19 protein-coding genes are annotated in these 15,292 nt (G+C 69.7%); 9 read left to right on the plus strand and 10 right to left on the minus strand.

The genetic code is table 11. The features are described from left to right. Positions 1–3 precede the first annotated feature (3 nt). The 3 genes from GN153_RS09495 to GN153_RS09505 all read right to left on the minus strand — a co-directional run bounded on the left by GN153_RS09495 (position 4) and on the right by GN153_RS09505 (position 1,906). A complete protein-coding gene (locus GN153_RS09495; protein WP_159902018.1) occupies positions 4–414 on the minus strand; it encodes an RNA-binding domain-containing protein in 411 nt (136 codons plus the stop codon). Further along, positions 411–959, minus strand: a complete 549-nt coding sequence (locus tag GN153_RS09500) for an AAA family ATPase (protein WP_159902020.1) — start codon at positions 957–959, stop codon at positions 411–413. The genes GN153_RS09495 and GN153_RS09500 overlap by 4 nt, the downstream gene beginning before the upstream one ends. 104 nt (positions 960–1,063) lie before the next feature. Further along, complete coding sequence (locus GN153_RS09505; RefSeq protein WP_159902022.1) at positions 1,064–1,906, minus strand: polyprenyl synthetase family protein; 843 nt, start codon at positions 1,904–1,906, stop codon at positions 1,064–1,066. A 150-nt stretch (positions 1,907–2,056) separates the two neighbouring features. Here GN153_RS09505 and GN153_RS09510 point away from each other — a divergent pair, with 150 nt between their 5' ends. The 3 genes from GN153_RS09510 to GN153_RS09520 all read left to right on the plus strand — a co-directional run bounded on the left by GN153_RS09510 (position 2,057) and on the right by GN153_RS09520 (position 4,250). After that, the gene (locus tag GN153_RS09510) at positions 2,057–3,202 is read left to right on the plus strand and encodes a multicopper oxidase domain-containing protein (protein WP_201287840.1); all 1,146 of its coding nucleotides are present in this window, start codon (positions 2,057–2,059) and stop codon (positions 3,200–3,202) included. 75 nt (positions 3,203–3,277) lie between these two features. Next, on the plus strand, positions 3,278–3,775 hold the full coding sequence (locus tag GN153_RS09515) for a pyruvoyl-dependent arginine decarboxylase (protein ID WP_159902024.1): 498 nt from the start codon (positions 3,278–3,280) through the stop codon (positions 3,773–3,775). A 133-nt stretch (positions 3,776–3,908) separates the two neighbouring features. After that, positions 3,909–4,250, plus strand: coding sequence for a DUF5811 family protein (locus GN153_RS09520; protein WP_159902026.1), 342 nt, complete (start codon positions 3,909–3,911; stop codon positions 4,248–4,250). A gap of 2 nt (positions 4,251–4,252) precedes the next feature. On the opposite strand, the gene GN153_RS09525 is transcribed toward GN153_RS09520, so the two are convergent. From GN153_RS09525 to GN153_RS09535, 3 genes are all read right to left on the minus strand, one after another. Beyond that, entirely contained in the window at positions 4,253–4,435 is a 183-nt protein-coding gene (locus GN153_RS09525; RefSeq protein WP_159902028.1) for a hypothetical protein, read from the minus strand. Positions 4,436–4,574: 139 nt separating this feature from the next. Then, positions 4,575–6,398: a translation initiation factor IF-2 gene (infB, locus tag GN153_RS09530; protein WP_159902030.1), complete on the minus strand. Its 1,824-nt coding sequence runs from the start codon at positions 6,396–6,398 to the stop codon at positions 4,575–4,577. Between the two features lie 126 nt (positions 6,399–6,524). After that, on the minus strand, positions 6,525–7,097 hold the full coding sequence (locus GN153_RS09535; RefSeq protein ID WP_159902032.1) for a plastocyanin/azurin family copper-binding protein: 573 nt from the start codon (positions 7,095–7,097) through the stop codon (positions 6,525–6,527). A gap of 113 nt (positions 7,098–7,210) precedes the next feature. Between GN153_RS09535 and GN153_RS09540 the strand changes: the two genes are divergently transcribed. Together GN153_RS09540 and GN153_RS09545 are read left to right on the plus strand one after the other, a co-directional pair. Beyond that, entirely contained in the window at positions 7,211–8,335 is a 1,125-nt protein-coding gene (locus tag GN153_RS09540) for an acyl-CoA dehydrogenase family protein (RefSeq protein ID WP_159902034.1), read from the plus strand. Between the two features lie 324 nt (positions 8,336–8,659). Next, on the plus strand, positions 8,660–10,303 hold the full coding sequence (locus tag GN153_RS09545) for a hypothetical protein (RefSeq protein ID WP_159902036.1): 1,644 nt from the start codon (positions 8,660–8,662) through the stop codon (positions 10,301–10,303). A gap of 57 nt (positions 10,304–10,360) precedes the next feature. Here the strand turns inward: GN153_RS09545 and GN153_RS09550 are convergent, their stop codons facing one another. Then, positions 10,361–11,224 (minus strand): 3-hydroxyacyl-CoA dehydrogenase family protein, encoded by an 864-nt coding sequence (locus tag GN153_RS09550; RefSeq protein WP_159902038.1) that lies wholly within the window; start codon positions 11,222–11,224, stop codon positions 10,361–10,363. A gap of 170 nt (positions 11,225–11,394) precedes the next feature. Here GN153_RS09550 and GN153_RS09555 point away from each other — a divergent pair, with 170 nt between their 5' ends. Then, the gene (locus GN153_RS09555; RefSeq protein WP_159902040.1) at positions 11,395–11,640 is read left to right on the plus strand and encodes a PRC-barrel domain-containing protein; all 246 of its coding nucleotides are present in this window, start codon (positions 11,395–11,397) and stop codon (positions 11,638–11,640) included. Then, entirely contained in the window at positions 11,641–12,099 is a 459-nt protein-coding gene (locus GN153_RS09560) for an NOB1 family endonuclease (protein ID WP_159902042.1), read from the plus strand. Positions 12,100–12,162: 63 nt separating this feature from the next. Here GN153_RS09560 and GN153_RS09565 read toward each other — a convergent pair whose 3' ends face one another. From GN153_RS09565 to GN153_RS09575, 3 genes are all read right to left on the minus strand, one after another. Beyond that, positions 12,163–12,312 (minus strand): CopG family transcriptional regulator, encoded by a 150-nt coding sequence (locus tag GN153_RS09565; RefSeq protein WP_159902044.1) that lies wholly within the window; start codon positions 12,310–12,312, stop codon positions 12,163–12,165. Between the two features lie 85 nt (positions 12,313–12,397). Further along, positions 12,398–13,252, minus strand: a complete 855-nt coding sequence (locus GN153_RS09570) for a CPBP family intramembrane glutamic endopeptidase (RefSeq protein WP_159902046.1) — start codon at positions 13,250–13,252, stop codon at positions 12,398–12,400. Between the two features lie 42 nt (positions 13,253–13,294). Beyond that, positions 13,295–14,590 carry a glucose-6-phosphate isomerase gene (locus tag GN153_RS09575; protein WP_159902048.1) on the minus strand — a complete coding sequence of 432 codons (1,296 nt, stop codon included), beginning with the start codon at positions 14,588–14,590 and terminating at the stop codon, positions 13,295–13,297. 111 nt (positions 14,591–14,701) lie between these two features. Here GN153_RS09575 and GN153_RS09580 point away from each other — a divergent pair, with 111 nt between their 5' ends. Beyond that, positions 14,702–14,902 carry a DUF7557 family protein gene (locus GN153_RS09580; protein WP_159902050.1) on the plus strand — a complete coding sequence of 67 codons (201 nt, stop codon included), beginning with the start codon at positions 14,702–14,704 and terminating at the stop codon, positions 14,900–14,902. Next, complete coding sequence (locus GN153_RS09585; protein WP_159902052.1) at positions 14,903–15,289, plus strand: PIN domain-containing protein; 387 nt, start codon at positions 14,903–14,905, stop codon at positions 15,287–15,289. Positions 15,290–15,292 lie beyond the last annotated feature (3 nt).

Below are 15,292 nucleotides of genomic sequence, written 5' to 3' on the forward strand. Positions count from 1 at the left end.
CGCTCACCCGGAGACGTCGACCGGCTCCCCCTCCTCCGTGGGCGGGGCGACGTGGTCGACGTAGGACTCGACGTCGGGCTCCTCGACCGTCACCCGGACGGTGATGGCGCCGAGCTCGCCGGGTTCGACGACGAAGTTGACGACCCCCTGGAAGGCGGCCTGCTTTTTGAGCCGGAAGGAGAAGGTGTCCCCGCGGCGGTTCGAGAGAAACGCCCCCCGGGCGGTGTCGAGGATCTCCTGGCGGTGGAGCAGCTCCGAGAAGTGCTCGAGGTCGTGGACCGTCGCGGTCAGCTCGCCGTGGCGGAGCTCGGGCTCGGCGCCCGGGAAGAGTTCGGTGATGGCGTCCGCGACCCGGTCGGTCACCTCGGTGTCGTAGACGGGGGCCGTGACCTCCGCCTCGACCCGGTAGATCATCGCGAGTCCTCCAGCAACTGCCGGACCCGGTCGCGGAACTCCTCAAGGGTCCCCGTGTTCTCGACGGTCAGGTCGGCCCGCTCCATGGCCTCACCCATCCCGAACTCGAGCTCGCGGCGGTCCCGCTCCTCCAGGGACTCGCCGTCCTCGCCGGAGACCGCGTCACGGCCCCGCAGGTCCAGGCGCTCGGCGCGGGTCTCGAAGGGCGCCTCGACCCGGACGAGCCGGAAGTCCTCGCCGAAGGCCTCCTGGAAGCGGTCGACCTCCGTCCCCGAGCGGATGCCGTCGACGACGACCGTCTCGGCCCCGGCCAGGCGGTCCTCGATGACCGGAAGCGAGCGCTCGGCGATGGCCCCGGGACCGTTCTCCTCCCGGAGCTTCCCGGCGATCTCCCCGTGGTGGACGGCGGGGTCGAGCCCGCGGTCCCGGCACTCCTGGCGGATGACGTCGCCCATGGTCACGACGGGGATCCCCTCGTCCTCGGCGACGGCCGCGGCCTCGCTCTTGCCGCTGCCCGGGAGGCCGACGATCCCGATGACGCGCATACCCTCCGTTCCGCAAGCAAGGGAATAAGGACTGCGTTCGGGGCCGAGCGCGCAGGGCGCAGCGGCACGCGATAGTCCACGATGGTCCGCGACGGCCCCGGCGGCTACCGCTCGCGGACGACGACGAACTCCGCCAGGTCCCGGAGGTAGGTCTGTGCCTCCGAATCTGGCATGTCCACGGAGTCCAGTGCGGCGAGGGCGGCCTCGCTCTCCTCGCGGGCGCGGTCGGTGGCCTCCTCGGGGGTGAGGTCGGTCACCTCCACCAGCGAGGGGCGCTCCATGGCGGCGTCGTGGCCGGTCGGCTTGCCCAGCTGGTCGGCGTCCGCGGTGGCGTCGAGCACGTCGTCGCGCATCTGGAAGGCGACCCCGACCCGCTCGGCGTACTGACCGACGGCCTCGACCGTGTAGGCGTCGGCGTCGGCCGCGACCGCGCCGAGCTCGGCGGCCGCACGGAAGAGCGCCCCCGTCTTCCGGCGGGCCAGCTGCATGTACTCGCGTTCGTCGCTTGGGCGGTCGACGAGTTCGCTGGCCTCGCCCTCGCCGAGGTTGACCATCGACTCCGCGACCGCCTGCATGGCGCGTTCGTCCGTCGAGAACAGCTCGAAGGCCTCGCCGAGCAGCCCGTCGGAGGCGATGATTGCGGGGCCGTAACCGAACTCCCGCCAGGCAGCGGCCGAGCCCCGCCGGAGGTCGGAGTCGTCGATGACGTCGTCGACCACCAGCGAGGCGTTGTGGACGAGCTCGACGCCGACGGCGTAGTCGAGTGCGGTCTCTTCGTCGCCGGAAAGCGCCTCGCAGACCAGCAGAGTGACCATCGGGCGGACCCGCTTGCCGCCCGAGAGCGCGACGTGGCGGAGCTGTGCCTGGAGTTCCGTCGGCTCGACAGCGTCGACGACCTCCTCCAGTCGCTCTTCGACGCGCTCGCGACGCTGCTCCAGATACTCCATCTACCTGCGGTAGGCGCCAGCCGGGCAAGTACGTGACGGACGAGGACGGGCGGAACATGTTCGTGTCCGTTTCCGGGTGCCGGGAACGCCTCCCGGGCGGTGGGAACGCGTTCGACCCCCTATATACAGCCGGGCTAAACGGGGAGATGTATGACCCAGATGGGCGCACCCGGTTCCGGACTGTCCCGGCGCGAATTCGTCGCGGCGACCGGGACGACCGGGATCGTGGCGACGGCAGGCTGTGCGAGCGCACCGATCAACGGCGGTAGCGACGAACCGGCGGCGACGGACGGACGTCCCGCACAGCAGGACCTCCCGACGACGAGCCCGCCACAGGTCGTCAACGCCGACGAGCAGGGCAACCAGGTGACGCTGCGCTCGGTTCCCTCCCGGCACGACGTCCACCCCGGCGAGTCGATGGGCGGACCGGTCGAACTCCCGCAGGTGTGGGCCTGGCAGGCCGACGACCGCGAGCCCAGCGTCCCCGGGCCGATCATCCGCACGACCGAGGGCGAGGACATCGAGGTCACGCTGGACAACACCGACGGGATGCGGCCCCACACCGTCCACTTCCACGCCGTCGAGAAGACCTGGGAGAACGACGGCGTCCCCACCACGACCGGGATCACGGTCCCCGCCGGCGAGAGTCACACCTACGACATTCCCGCAAACGTCCCCGGGACCCACGTCTACCACTGTCACTACCAGACCCACCGCCACATCGACATGGGGATGTACGGCATCTTCCGTGTCGACCCCGAGGGGTACGAGCCCGCGGACAAGGAGTACTTCATGACGCTGAAGGACTGGGACTCCCGGCTCAACCGCCAGTTCGCCGGCGAGGACGTCACCTACAACGTCCGCAACCGCCGGCCCGACGTGTTCACGATAAACGGGAAGGCCGCGCCGCACACGCTCCACCCCGAGCAGGGCTCGCCGGTGCTGGTCGAGCAGGGTGACACCGTCCGGATCCACTTCGCGAACAACGGCTACATGGACCACCCGATGCACCTCCACAACCACCGCTTCCAGGTGGTCGCCAAGGACGGCGGGACGATCCCCGAGGCCGCGCGCCACGACCGCGACATCACCAGCATCCCCCCGGCCAGCCGGCACACCATCGAGTTCGAGGCCGACGCCGACCCGGGGATCTACCTCATCCACTGCCACAAGGTCAAACACGTGATGAACGGCCAGACCTACCCCGGCGGGATGCTCACCGGGATCGTCTACGAGGAGGCGATGGACACCGAGATCTTCGCCCAGCTGATGGAGTACGCGGGCTACGAGGGCTGAACGGCGGGGTCGGAAACGCCCCGGACGCCGGAGACGAAACACAACGCCTTATCGGCTCGGCGGCGTACTCCGGTCATGAGCGTCATCCGGGTCGTCTGGGGGTCGGGGACCGGTCCGACCGAGACCGCGGCCTACGACGCCGCCCTGGCCGGGGCGGGGATCCACGACTACAACCTCGTGACCGTCTCCTCGGTTGTCCCGGCGGACCCGCCGGTCGAGACCGTCGGGACCGCCCCGGACCTTGGACCGGTCGGCGAGGAACTGACCGTCGTCCAGGCGCGGGCGAGCATCCCGCCGGTAGAGAGCGGGACAGCTCACGGAGGCGAGCCCGCAGTCGCGGCGGTCGGCTGGGCCCGGAGCGCGGACGGCCCCGGGGTCTTCTACGAGGCCAGCGGTCGCGACCCCGAGCGCGTCCGGGAGACCGTCGACGCGGGGCTCCGGCACGGCTGCTCGCTGCGGGAGTGGGAGCCGGTCGACCGCGAGCTCGTCGTGCGGACCGCCGACCCGGCTCCCGACCGGCACACCTGCGTGGTCGTCTGTGCGGTCTACGGGGAGAGCCGGCCGTTGCTGTGAGCCGGGGAGACCGGCCCCGCAGTGGGTCCTGGCCGGGGACCCGTCCACAGAGTGCTGGGACGGCCCAGCCCGGAACGCTTGACGCAGCCGGCGGGCTTTTGTACCCGCGAGGCGTATCCAGACGGAACGTCAAATGTACGGAAACTCGCCGCTCGGAGACGACTCGACGGTCGAGCTGACGGCAAACCAGCGCCGGACCCTCCGGCAGGACCTGGCCAGCGTCGCCGCCCGGACCCGCAACCTCCTCCCCGGGGAGTTCGTCGTCGGTTCGGAACTGCGCCAGGGTGCGGAGGGCCCGCGGGCGACCGTGGCGGTCCGCCCGCCGGTCGGCTCGGTCGTCAGCGCCGACTACGAGCTCGACGGCGACGGCGTCGTCGACACCGACCGCGACGAACTCGCCCGCGGGCTCGCCGCCAGCGCCGCCCTCCAGGTCAAGCGGGCGATGCCCGACGACCCCACCCCGACCGCGAAGTAACCTCAGCCCTCCGGCTCCGGCGCCGCGACAAAGAGCGCGTAGCCGACGGTCCCGCCGGCCGGCAGGCTCCCCGCAGCGAGCGCCGTCGACATCGCCAGCGACGTGAACGCGCCCGCGGCTCCCGCCAGTGCCATCGGGAGCGCCACTGCGGCGAGCAACAGGTCGTACCTGGAGAGCCGTGACACGGGTCAACCGTCGTCCTCGTCCTAATTAAATATTATTACCAGGTGGTCCGGGCGGGCGATACCTGCCGGTCGAACCCTCCGGGTTCGGCGTCGCATGGACACGGCTGGAAGGCGGTGAGTCGGCCGAGGCCGAGAGGGGTTATTTCCCCCAGAAGGGGTCGCGGTTGCGGTGCTTTTCCAGGTACATCGAGAGGGTCTCGCGCTCGTCGGCGGAGATGTCCTCGGTCAGTTCCTGTTCGAGGATCTTGGCGTGTTTCTCGGGGATCTCGACCCAGAGGTCGTCGCCCTCCTCGATCCCCCGGCCGACGGTCGGGCCGTCGATGGAGACCGCGGCGCGCTCGCCGGTCCGGAGTTCGTCGACATCCTCGCCCTCGTCCTGGATCGACTTCAGCGAGCCCACCCGCTCGGGCTCGTCGCCCTCCCACTGCACGACGTTCACGTTGCGCCGGAGCAGGCCGCCCCGCACTTCGACGCCGACCACCGCGGGGTCGGACTGGCGGAACGTGTGGTCGTCGAGGATCGTAAACCGGGCGGGCCGGGTGATGTTCTCGAGCACCTGCTCCTGCTGGGCCTGTTCGATTGCCTCGACGTGGTCCTCGTACTCCTCGACCAGCCGGTAGATGACGTCGTGTTCGAACAGCTCGACGCCCTCCTGCTCGGCGAGGTCGCGGGCGTCGTCGAGCACGTCGACGTTGAAGCCGAGGATGGCGCGGTGTTCGGGCTCGCCGGCGGTCCCGGCCATCCGGACGTCCCGCGGTGCGACGTCGCCGACCTCGGCGTGCATGACGGGGATCTCCGCCTCCTCCAGCGTGCCGGCGATGGCCTCCAGACTCCCGAGGGTGTCGGCCTTGACCGTGATCCCCTCGTCGGCAGTCGAGACCTCAATGTCGGCGAGTTCGGCCTCGACCTCGGCGACGACGTCCGCAACCGCGCGGTCCCGGACCACGCGGACGGGCGCGCCGGCGATCGCGCCATCGAGGTCCGGCGCGGCGACCTTGATCCCGTCGGCGGCCACGACCTCATCGACCTGCTCGAAGGCCTCCTCGGTGCGGATCTCCGCCAGCGGCTTGGGCTGCAGCAGCGCGCGCACGTCGGTGACGATGGTGTCGTCGGTCCCCCCGACGACGATGGTGTCGTCGGCGCGGACCGTCCCGTCGTAAATCACGACGTCGACGGTCGTGCCGAACCCCTGGGTGTCGGTCACCTCCAGGACGGTGCCCGCGCCGGGGCCGGTCGCGTCGATGGCCATCTCGTCTTTCATGTACCGCTGGGACAGCCCCATCATCACCGTCAGCAGGTCGGGGACGCCCTCGCCCGTTTCGGCCGACACCGGCACGACCCCGACGTTGGCCTGGAAGTCCTGCACGCGCCAGTACATGTCCGCCGAGAAGTCCGCATCGGAGAGCTGGCCGATGATCTCGTACAGCGCCTCGTTGAGGTCACCCTGTACCCGGTCGGACTGGGCCTCGATAGCGACCTTCGAGGGGCGGTCGGTCTCGGGGCGCCACCCCGGCACGGTGTCGATCTTGTTGGCCGCGACGACGAAGGGGGTCTGAGTCCGCTTGAGGATGTCGACGGCCTCGCGGGTCTGGGGCTGGAAGCCGTCGTTGACGTCGACGACGAGGATGGCGATGTCGGCGAGCGCCCCGCCGCGGGCGCGCAGCGTCGAGAAGGCGTGGTGGCCGGGCGTGTCGATAAAGAGGAGGCCCGGCAGGTCGAAGTCGGTCGGGTCGACCAGGTCGCCCGCGATCTCCGAGACCACGTCGAGCGGGACGGCCGTGGCGCCGATGTGCTGGGTGATCGCGCCGGCTTCGCCCTCGCTGACGGCGGAGCCGCGGATCTTGTCCAGCAGGCTCGTCTTGCCGTGGTCGACGTGGCCCAGGACCGCGACGATGGGCGTGCGCAGCGTCCGCTCGCCGGCGTCGGCCGTCCCTCCCGTGTCGGCGCGGTCGTGGTCGGACATCCTCGACTCCAGAATTACCTGTATCCAGCCCCGCTCGGCATTTAAGCGGTTCGTCTTCCGCGCGCACGGCCGGTCACCGGAGGGGAGCCATCGAGGGTGCCGGCCCGCCGCCGGCGTTTCGGCGTGTCAGTCCTCGACGACGGTGAACGAGCCGGTCATCCCGTTTCCCCGGTGGACCGAGCAGTAGTACTCGTAGCTGCCCGCCGTCTCGAAGGTGTACTCGTAGGTGTGGCCCGAATCGAAGGTCCGGGAGGCCCCGCCGGCCGTACCGGTCCAGTCGCTGCCCGCCGGGATGGCGTCGGCGACCACGTTGTGGTTGTCGCTCTCCCAGACCCACCGGACGGTCCCCCCCGCCGCGACCTCGAAGGTCTCGGGACCGAACCGGAGACCGAAGTCCGGCCCGACCGCGACAGTCTGTGCGACGCCGTCGGTCTGGGTCGCCGTCGCGGTATCGGTTCCACCTGGAGTCTCGAAGGGAGGCTCCGCCGTCGTCGCGGTGTCGGTGGGCGTCGGAGTATCTGCGGGTGCCGCTGTCGCGGTGTCGGTTGCGCCCGGGGTGTCGACAGGCGTCGCAGTGTCGGTGGCTGCGGTGGTCCGAGAGCCGTCGGTTTCTCCCGCCCCGTCGGGGGAGCCGCCACAGCCGGCCAGTCCGGTCGCGACCGCGGTGCCGACCGCAGCGAGCAGCGTGCGTCTGCGCATACCTCGCGGTCGGCCGCCAGCGACATAGGTTGCCGGGTGGCTACCGGCGACGACGGCGGTCCGACCGCTCGGCCGGGGTACCGTACTTACGGCTGGCGTTCGGAGAGTCCGGCATGGACCTCACGAGCGAACAGCGGATGGTCCGGGACACGGTCCGGGAGTTCGTCGAGGCGGAGGTCGCCCCCGTCGCAAGCGAGGCCGAGGAGCGCGAAGAGTTCCCCGAGGACGTCTGGGAGGGGCTCGCCGAGCTGGACCTGACGAGCATGACCGTCCCCGAGGAGTACGGCGGTTTCGACGCCGACATGCTCACGTACAGCGTCGTCAACGAGGAGCTGGCCTACGGCCACCTCGCGCTCGCGACCGCCCTCTCGGTGCACTGTCTGGCGACCTCCTGTATCAGCCAGTTCGGGAGCACCGACCAGAGAGAGCGGTGGCTGCCGGAGATGCGCGACGGCCGTCCAGTGGGCGCGTTCGCCCTCTCGGAGCCACACGCCGGCTCCAACCCCGCCGAGATGTCCACCGAGGCCCGCAGGGAGGGCGACGAGTACGTCCTGAATGGCACCAAACAGTGGATCACCAACGGCGAGCGGGCGGGCGTGGTGGTCCTCTTCGCGAAGACCGACCGCGACGACCCCGACACGGTCACGCAGTTTCTCGTCCCGAAGGACATCGACGGGCTGGAGGTCGGCCCCCGGGAGGAGAAGCTGGGGCTTCGGGCCAGCGACACCACCACGCTCGTCTTCGAGGACGCCCGCGTCCCCGCGGAGAACCGCCTGACGGAGGTGGGAAAGGGACTCAAGGCCGCCTTCTCGATCCTGACGGGCGGGCGGGTCGCCATCGCGAGCCAGGCCGTCGGGCTCGCCCAGGCTGCCCTGGACGATGCCGTCGACTACGCCAACGAGCGCGAGCAGTTCGGCGAGAAGATCATCGACCACCAGGCCATCGCACAGAAGCTGGCGGACATGGGGACCGACGTCCAGGCCGCCCGGCTACTCACCCGGGACGCCGCCCGGAAGAACGACGGCGAGGTCCACCCCAAATCGGCGAGCATGGCGAAGTACTTCGCCAGCGAGACGGCCGTGGACGTCGCCGAGGAGGCCGTCCAGGTCCACGGCGGCTACGGCTACACGAAGGACTTCGACGTCGAGCGCTACTACCGCGACGCGAAGATCACCACCATCTACGAGGGGACCTCCGAGATCCAGAAGAAGGTCATCGCCCGCCACCTGAGACAGTAGGGGCACCCGTCCCGTGGCTGGTCGGCAGCGCTGGCAGGAGCCGTCCGGCAGGCAACTCCGTGGTGAGACGGCCACCATCCGGCGGCAACCCGTGAACTATGGCAATTGTTTTATGACTTTTCTTGTAATACCTGTCAGTGGTGCATGTGGAGAGTTGGCATGCGCCACGGTGAGTGACATGAGCGAAAACGACCATCAGTGTGAGTGGATGGAGACGGAGCCTACCGGGCACCCGGGGCCAGCCAGTGGACCTGGGGGAGCGGTCGGGGAGTCGACAGGCGGTGCCGTCTGCGGGGGCGGTAGCGGCCACGGGGGTGAGGGCTGATGTCGGCCGGGGACATCGTCGACGAGGTCACGCGGCGCCGTGACGAGTTTGCCGACTACGCCTATCTGCGGCAGTACGAGCCCGACGCCGACGGGATGCAGTTCAACGACGAGATCGCGTGGGACCGGCCACGGGAGATCTACGGCGACGAGCCGATCTGGGGTGGTATCGCCGGGGAGCGCGACGTTCGCGAGTGGCTCACGACGGACCTGCTCGACGGGGATTTCAGCCGCGAGCACCTCGAACGCGGGCTCACCCGCGAGGAGTTCAACGACCTCCAGAACTACCACGGCTGGAACGTCTACGACACCCTCGCGCTCCGGGCCACGGAGGGCGAGTCCGAGATCATCCCCCGCCAGGAGTACGAGTTCCTCAGTTTCTGCTGGGCGATGGAGCGGTGGCCGGAGTTCTTCAAGCTGTTCATCGACACGGTCGGCCTCGACGGCATCATGGAGCTCTGTCGCCAGTCCCGGACCGAACTCACCACCGGCCTCACCTCCCTGCTCGGCTGGGTGTACATCGGCGTCCCCGGCGGCGGCGCCATCGGGATGGACGTGCTGGACCTCGTCGACCCGCAGGACCCGGTGTTCGCACAGCAGTCCAAGGTCGACCTGACGATGGGGGCTGCGGTGCAGTACGCCTGCCTCGGCGAGAACGGGTATCTCTACTCGAGCCAGAACCGCTACGCGCTCCAGACCAAAGCCGAGGAGACCATCGAGTTCGTGCAGGACAACCTCGTGGACCTCGAGGGCACGAGCAAACGGAACTTCCGGCAGTTCAACGCCGCCGCGGAGACCCTCTCGTTTCTGATGCACTACGACAACCGCGTCGGGCTGATCGACAACGGTCCGTATCTCGTCGACGACGGCAAGCCGTTGATCCTCCGCGACATTCTGCTCAACCGGCCGTTCCTGCCCTGGAACGACATCGCCGCCAGCCGCGACCTCCCTTACGGGCTGACCGTGGCCATGGTGATCGACCCGGCGGAGATGGGGCTCCAGGAGATCCGCGTGCCGCTGACGGCGTTTACCGCCCCTGCCGATCATCTCTCGGCCGTCGAGCGCGGGGCGGTCTTCCTCCGGAACGACCAGTACGAGCCGGGCGGGTACCCGCTGGACGGCCTGGAGACCGCCGACGTCGACGCTACCCTGCCCGACCTGACGGACCGCGCCAACGAGGGCATCACGGAGTGGTACAAGCGGACGGCCGGGCTCCCTCGCCGCCAGAAGATCCTCAACGGCGCCTGGACCTACTACGTGGGGATGTTGGTCCCGTTCCTGCGTGCGACCGGAACCTACGACTACTTCTGTGAGGCGCTGGACCTCTGGGAGATGCCGCCGATGACCTCGGACATCTACTACCGGATGATGGACGGCGTCGCACAGGAGCAGGTTCCGGCACAGATCATGTTCGGGTACGGCTGGAAAGACTTCCCCGAGACCTACGACGAGGAGTCGGGCTACGCCGACTATCTCGCGGAGGCCCGCGAGCTGGGCTGGAAGAGCCAGCTGTCCGGAACGAACCCCGTCCCGGCCGGCCTCGAGGACCGGATGGACGAACACGGGCTGCTCGACGTCCCGCACACCAAGATGTCGGGCGACGTCGAGCCTGCCGAACTCGGCACCTATCTCGAGGGACTCTGACTGTCGCGTCGACTGCCCGCGACGGTGAGGGCCGAACCGGGTGGCCGGGTGCAGTCCTCACTCGTACTCGTAGAATCCCCGGCCGGTCTTCTTGCCGAGGTCGCCGGCCTCGACCTTCCGCTTGAGCAGGTAGGCGGGCTTGTACCGGTCGCCCAGCTCCTCGTGGAGGGTCTCGGTCGCGTGCAGGCAGACGTCGAGGCCGATGTGGTCGGCCAGCTCCAGGGGTCCCATCGGGACGTTCGTCCCGAGTTTCATCCCGCGGTCGATGTCGGCCTTCGTCGCGACCCCCTCGTCGAAGGCGCGGATCCCCTCGTTGATCCACGGCATCAGGATGCGGTTGGAGACGAAGCCGGGCTTGTCGTCGGCCTCCCAGGTGGTCTTGCCCACTTCTTCGGCGAAGGCGTGGGCGAGGTCGACCACACCCTCCGCGGTCTTCTCGCCGACGACGACCTCGACGCCCTCCATCACCGGGACCGGGTTCATGAAGTGGAGTCTGACGACCTCCCCGGGGCGGTCGGTCGCGCTCGCGATGGTCGTTACCGAGAGCGTGCTCGTGTTCGTCGCCAGGACCGTGCCCGGTTCGGTCAGCTCCGCCAGGTCAGCGAAGAGCTCCCGCTTGACGGCCATGTCCTCGACGGCCGCCTCCACGACGATGTCACAGTCAGCGAGGTCGTCGAGCGCGGTCGTCCCCTCGATCCGCTCGACGACCGCGTCGGCCTCCTTCTCCGTGAGGTCGCCGCGGTCGACGAACCGCCCGAGGCTGTCCTCGATGGCGTCGAACCCGTCCTCGACCAGCTCCGGCTCGATGTCCCGCATCACGACGTCGTAGCCGGCGAGCGCAGACACCTGTGCGATACCGCTGCCCATCGTCCCCGCGCCGACGACCCCCACGCTGTCGACCGTGTCTATCCCGTACGACATCGTCCCGACGTTGGCCGAAGCCCACCCTAAGTGTGGCGGGTCGTCGGCGGGCGAACGCGGGCGCGGAGCGCAGTCACCCGCTCGAGCCCGGGATACGGCCCGCGGGTCGCGTCGGCCGGGCGTCAGACACCCCCGTGTCGTTTATGTGGGCGGGGTCGAAACGCGAGGGTATGGCAGAGATCCTCGCCGAGAACCTGTCGGGGAAGGCAGTGATGGGTTCCGACGGCGCCGAGCTCGGAATGCTGTACAACATCACGATGGACATCGACTCCGGCCGCCTCAACCACCTCGTTATCGACCCAAACGAGGAGCGCGCGCGCGGGGCCGACGACTTCGAGCGGGACGGGGCCGGGCATATGCTCGTCCCGGTCGGGCGCGTCCAGGCAGTCAAAGACCACATGATCGTCGACCGGTAGATGTACATTCTCGACGCCTCGGCCTTTATCAACGAGTATCACACCGACCAGCCGGTCGCGAGCATCCCGCTGGTCCGCGAGGAGCTCGAAGACGAGTCCGCCTACCGCTTCGACGCCATGGAAGGGTCGGGGATGCATCTCCACATCCCCGAGGAGGAGACCGTCGAGCGCATCGAGCGGGCCGCAAGCGACACGGGCGACGCCGGCGAACTCTCCCGGACCGACATCCGGCTGGTCGCCGCCGCCTTCGAACTCGACGGCCGGCTCGTGACCGACGACTACGCCATGCAGAACGTCGCCGAGAAGCTGGAGGTGCCCGTCGAAGTCATCGCCCGCGAGGGGATCGACGAGCAGCGGGACTGGCATTTCCAGTGCGGGGGCTGTGGCCGCGAGTTCGAGGAAAACCACGACCGCTGTCCGGTCTGTGGGAGCGAACTCACCCGGAAGAATCCCGCCTGAATCGCCACCGGCTCACAACAGAGGCGCCGCCGCCACCGCAGGCACGCCGCGAGCACCGCCGCGTCAGACCGGCGGCCGCTCGCCGACCTCCTCCAGCCCGAGGTCGACGAGTTGCCGGAGGACCTCCTCCTCGGTGAGGTCGTACTTCCGGGCCAGCCGCCGGACCTCCCGTGCCTTCTCCTCGTCGCAGACGAGGGTGTACCGGGTAGGCATATCTTAACGCGTGGCCGGTACGGGGCTTAAAGACCTGTCAGACGGATGTCCGACGGGCCACGCCGGGCGCGTGTCACCGGCGCGGTCAGGCCCCGCCGGTCGTGACGAGGTACAGCCCGGCGTACTGGACCGCGTTGAACAGGCCGTGGACCAGCCCCGGGACGAAGAGGTTCTCGCTCCACTCGTAGAGGACGCCCAGCAGCGTGCCGAGCGCCGTGATGACGACCAGCGTGTAGGCGATGTTGCCGCCGCCACCGGAGACGGCGAAGTAGTGGACGACCCCGAACACGGCCGCAGACAGCGCGATGCCCGGCAGGATGCCGTAGGCGTCCCGGAACAGCCCCTGGACGAGACCCCGGAAGAGGAACTCCTCGATGGGGCCGTTCAACAGCAGCGCGATGGGGATCAGATAGAGCAGCAATTCGGGATTCCCTTCGCCGAGCGTCTGTGTGACGTTCTCGGAGGGGGTGAGCCCGAACTGCGCGGCGACGTTGCTGATGAGGCCGAGGACCACGAAGAGAACGACGAGCCCGGCGAGGGCCTGTCCGGCCTGGCGGAGCGACGGGAGAGCCAGGTCGTACAGCGAGGTGTCGAACACCGACTCGCCACGCCAGCGGAGGTAGGCCCACCCGACGGCGAAGAAGCCGACGAAGTTCATCACGAACAGCAGAACCGTCCCGGAGGTGGGCAGGTCGGCCACCGAGGAGAAGCCGGCGGGCACGGTGATGAGACCGGCCACGACCGCCGCCTGGAGCGCGGCCAGCGCGAACACGTTCGAGGCGAGAAACGCCCCGGCGACGAGCACGACCGTGTGGAGGAGGCTCCGGATCCGCTGCTGTGTCGTCCCCATCTTGTACAGCGGCGGGCCCGGGTCGGGGCCCGGCCCCGCCGGGTCCGGCGTCGGCTCGACGCCGCCGTCCGGCTGTCTGTCCGAGTCCATCTGTCAGCGCCAGTAGGGCCGGGAGACGTTTGAGCCCACCGATCACTCGACTCGCAGTTCGGTCTTCGAGCCGACGGCCGCTGCCTCCTCGAACTCGCCGCCGCCGAGCAGCCCCCGGGCGGCCCGCTTGCCCCACTCGACGGCCGGCTGGGTGAACGTCTCCACGCCCGCGAGTTCACCCGCAAGCACGCAGGCGGCCTCCATCCCGTAGAGGAGTTCGCCGACGCTCTCGGCGTCCAGCCGGTCGAGTTCGACCCGGACGTTGGGGCGGCCGGCCGCGGCCAGGCTGGCCTCCGTCGCCTCGAACTCCGCGTCCAGCAGCTCCCCGAGGTCGTGCCCGCCCAGGTAGGCCAGCTCCTCGACGTCTGGCTCGGGGACCGGGAGCACGGGCCGCTCGCGGGGCCGGACGAGCGTCACCAGCTTGTCCCGGGGCCCCGCCCGGTAGAGTTGCAGCTGGGAGTGCTGGTCGGTCGCCCCGAGCGCCCGCGCAGGAGTCTGCCCGCGGCCGTCCTTGCCGAGGCTCTCGGCCCACAGCTGGGCGAACCACTCCGCGAACGGTTCCAGGCGCTCGGCGTAGGGCATCACCGCGTTGACGGTCGCGCCCCGCTCCTCCAGGCCGTGGGCGACCGCGCCGTAGGCGTAGGCCGGACACTCGAAGAGTGAGGGGGCAAGCGACTCCGCGGCCCGCCGGCCGCCCGCGAGCAGCCCCTCGATGTCGTGCCCGCGGATGGCCGCGGGGACGAGTCCCACCGCGGACAGCGCCGAGAAGCGGCCGGGCACCCCATCGGGGACGTCGAGCGCGGGGAGGTCGTGCTCGTCGGCCAGCTCCCGCAGCGGCCCCGACTCGCCCGTGGTGACGACGGTCCGGTCGGTCCAGTCGACCCCCGCCGCCCGCATCACGTCCCGGACCACGAGGAAGGTCGCGAGCGTCTCCGCCGTGGTCCCCGACCGGGAGACGACGTTGACCGCCGTCTCCGACAGCGGGAGGCCGTCGAGCACCTCCCGCGTGTGCGCGGGGTCGACGTTGTCCAGCACCCGGTGGTCGACCTCGCTGGGGCCGAGCGCGGCCGAGACCGTGGCCGCGCCCAGGGCGCTGCCGCCGATGCCGACAGTCAGGACGGCCTCGCTGTCGGCGAGCGGCGCGACCGCCTCGCGGATGGCGCCAGGATCCGTCCGCTCGGGGAGGTTCAGCGCGGCGTAGCCGAACTCCCCCGCCTCGCGGCCGGCGGCGATGCGGTCGTGGGCCTCGGCCACCCGCTCGTCGAGTGCGTCGAGGGCTGCCTCCGAGAGCCCGGGGTCGGCCTCGACGGCCAGCGCGTTGCCGATGTCGATCTCCATACGACCCGCTCGCTCGCCGGGGGCATAGGCCTCACGCTGTCCTCCAGCAGGGACTGCGGACCCGCGAGCGCTGGCGAAACACCTACCCGCTTGTATACACGATGTATACGCATGAGTAGCACGACCATTCGGGTGGACGAAGAGACAAAAGAGCGCCTCGAACGGCTGAAGGCCGACGAGGAGACCTGGAGCGAATTTCTCGACCGGCTGGCGACCGAACACGGGTCGATGGACGCTGGGGTCTGGGAAGGGACGGACAAACCAGCGGCCGCGCAGGCGGCACGCGAGCGTGCCCGGGAGAGTTTCGAGTAGATGGCGTTTCTCGACTCCTCGGTCATCATCGACTACCTCACCGGCGTCGACACAGTCGTGGAGTACGTCGACGACCAGCCCCGCCTGGTCACGTCGGCACTCTGCGTGTACGAGGTACTCGAGGGTGAGGTACTCGGGAGCGGCGAGACGGACATCGCGGGCGCTCGCCAGCACTTCGGGCGCGTCCGCGCGGTCGGGTTCGACGAGTCGGTCGCGCTGGAAGCGGCCCGCCTCCAGGACCGGCTGGCACAGCAGGGGTCGCCGCTGCCCACCTACGACCTGCTCGTCGCCGCCTCCGCCCGCTCGGAGGGGGAGACGCTCGTCGTCAGGGACGACGACTTCGAGACCGAGCCGCTCACGGACCTCATGGCCGTCCGGCGGCTCTGAGCC

It is taken from the genome of Salinirussus salinus (assembly GCF_009831455.1).
GTDB classification, from domain to species: Archaea; Halobacteriota; Halobacteria; order Halobacteriales; family Haloarculaceae; genus Salinirussus; species Salinirussus salinus.

Coding starts and splice junctions, on each gene's coding strand:
- GN153_RS09580 (WP_159902050.1), top strand. CDS start 14,702: ATGAGTAGCACGACCATTCGGGTGGACGAAGAGACAAAAGAGCGCCTC.
- GN153_RS09540 (WP_159902034.1), top strand. CDS start 7,211: ATGGACCTCACGAGCGAACAGCGGATGGTCCGGGACACGGTCCGGGAG.
- GN153_RS09510 (WP_201287840.1), top strand. CDS start 2,057: ATGACCCAGATGGGCGCACCCGGTTCCGGACTGTCCCGGCGCGAATTC.
- GN153_RS09560 (WP_159902042.1), top strand. CDS start 11,641: ATGTACATTCTCGACGCCTCGGCCTTTATCAACGAGTATCACACCGAC.
- GN153_RS09520 (WP_159902026.1), top strand. CDS start 3,909: ATGTACGGAAACTCGCCGCTCGGAGACGACTCGACGGTCGAGCTGACG.
- GN153_RS09585 (WP_159902052.1), top strand. CDS start 14,903: ATGGCGTTTCTCGACTCCTCGGTCATCATCGACTACCTCACCGGCGTC.
- GN153_RS09575 (WP_159902048.1), bottom strand. CDS start 14,590: ATGGAGATCGACATCGGCAACGCGCTGGCCGTCGAGGCCGACCCCGGG.
- GN153_RS09500 (WP_159902020.1), bottom strand. CDS start 959: ATGCGCGTCATCGGGATCGTCGGCCTCCCGGGCAGCGGCAAGAGCGAG.
- GN153_RS09495 (WP_159902018.1), bottom strand. CDS start 414: ATGATCTACCGGGTCGAGGCGGAGGTCACGGCCCCCGTCTACGACACC.
- GN153_RS09570 (WP_159902046.1), bottom strand. CDS start 13,252: ATGGACTCGGACAGACAGCCGGACGGCGGCGTCGAGCCGACGCCGGAC.
- GN153_RS09505 (WP_159902022.1), bottom strand. CDS start 1,906: ATGGAGTATCTGGAGCAGCGTCGCGAGCGCGTCGAAGAGCGACTGGAG.
- GN153_RS09550 (WP_159902038.1), bottom strand. CDS start 11,224: ATGTCGTACGGGATAGACACGGTCGACAGCGTGGGGGTCGTCGGCGCG.
- GN153_RS09565 (WP_159902044.1), bottom strand. CDS start 12,312: ATGCCTACCCGGTACACCCTCGTCTGCGACGAGGAGAAGGCACGGGAG.
- infB (WP_159902030.1), bottom strand. CDS start 6,398: ATGTCCGACCACGACCGCGCCGACACGGGAGGGACGGCCGACGCCGGC.
- GN153_RS09555 (WP_159902040.1), top strand. CDS start 11,395: ATGGCAGAGATCCTCGCCGAGAACCTGTCGGGGAAGGCAGTGATGGGT.
- GN153_RS09545 (WP_159902036.1), top strand. CDS start 8,660: ATGTCGGCCGGGGACATCGTCGACGAGGTCACGCGGCGCCGTGACGAG.
- GN153_RS09535 (WP_159902032.1), bottom strand. CDS start 7,097: ATGCGCAGACGCACGCTGCTCGCTGCGGTCGGCACCGCGGTCGCGACC.
- GN153_RS09515 (WP_159902024.1), top strand. CDS start 3,278: ATGAGCGTCATCCGGGTCGTCTGGGGGTCGGGGACCGGTCCGACCGAG.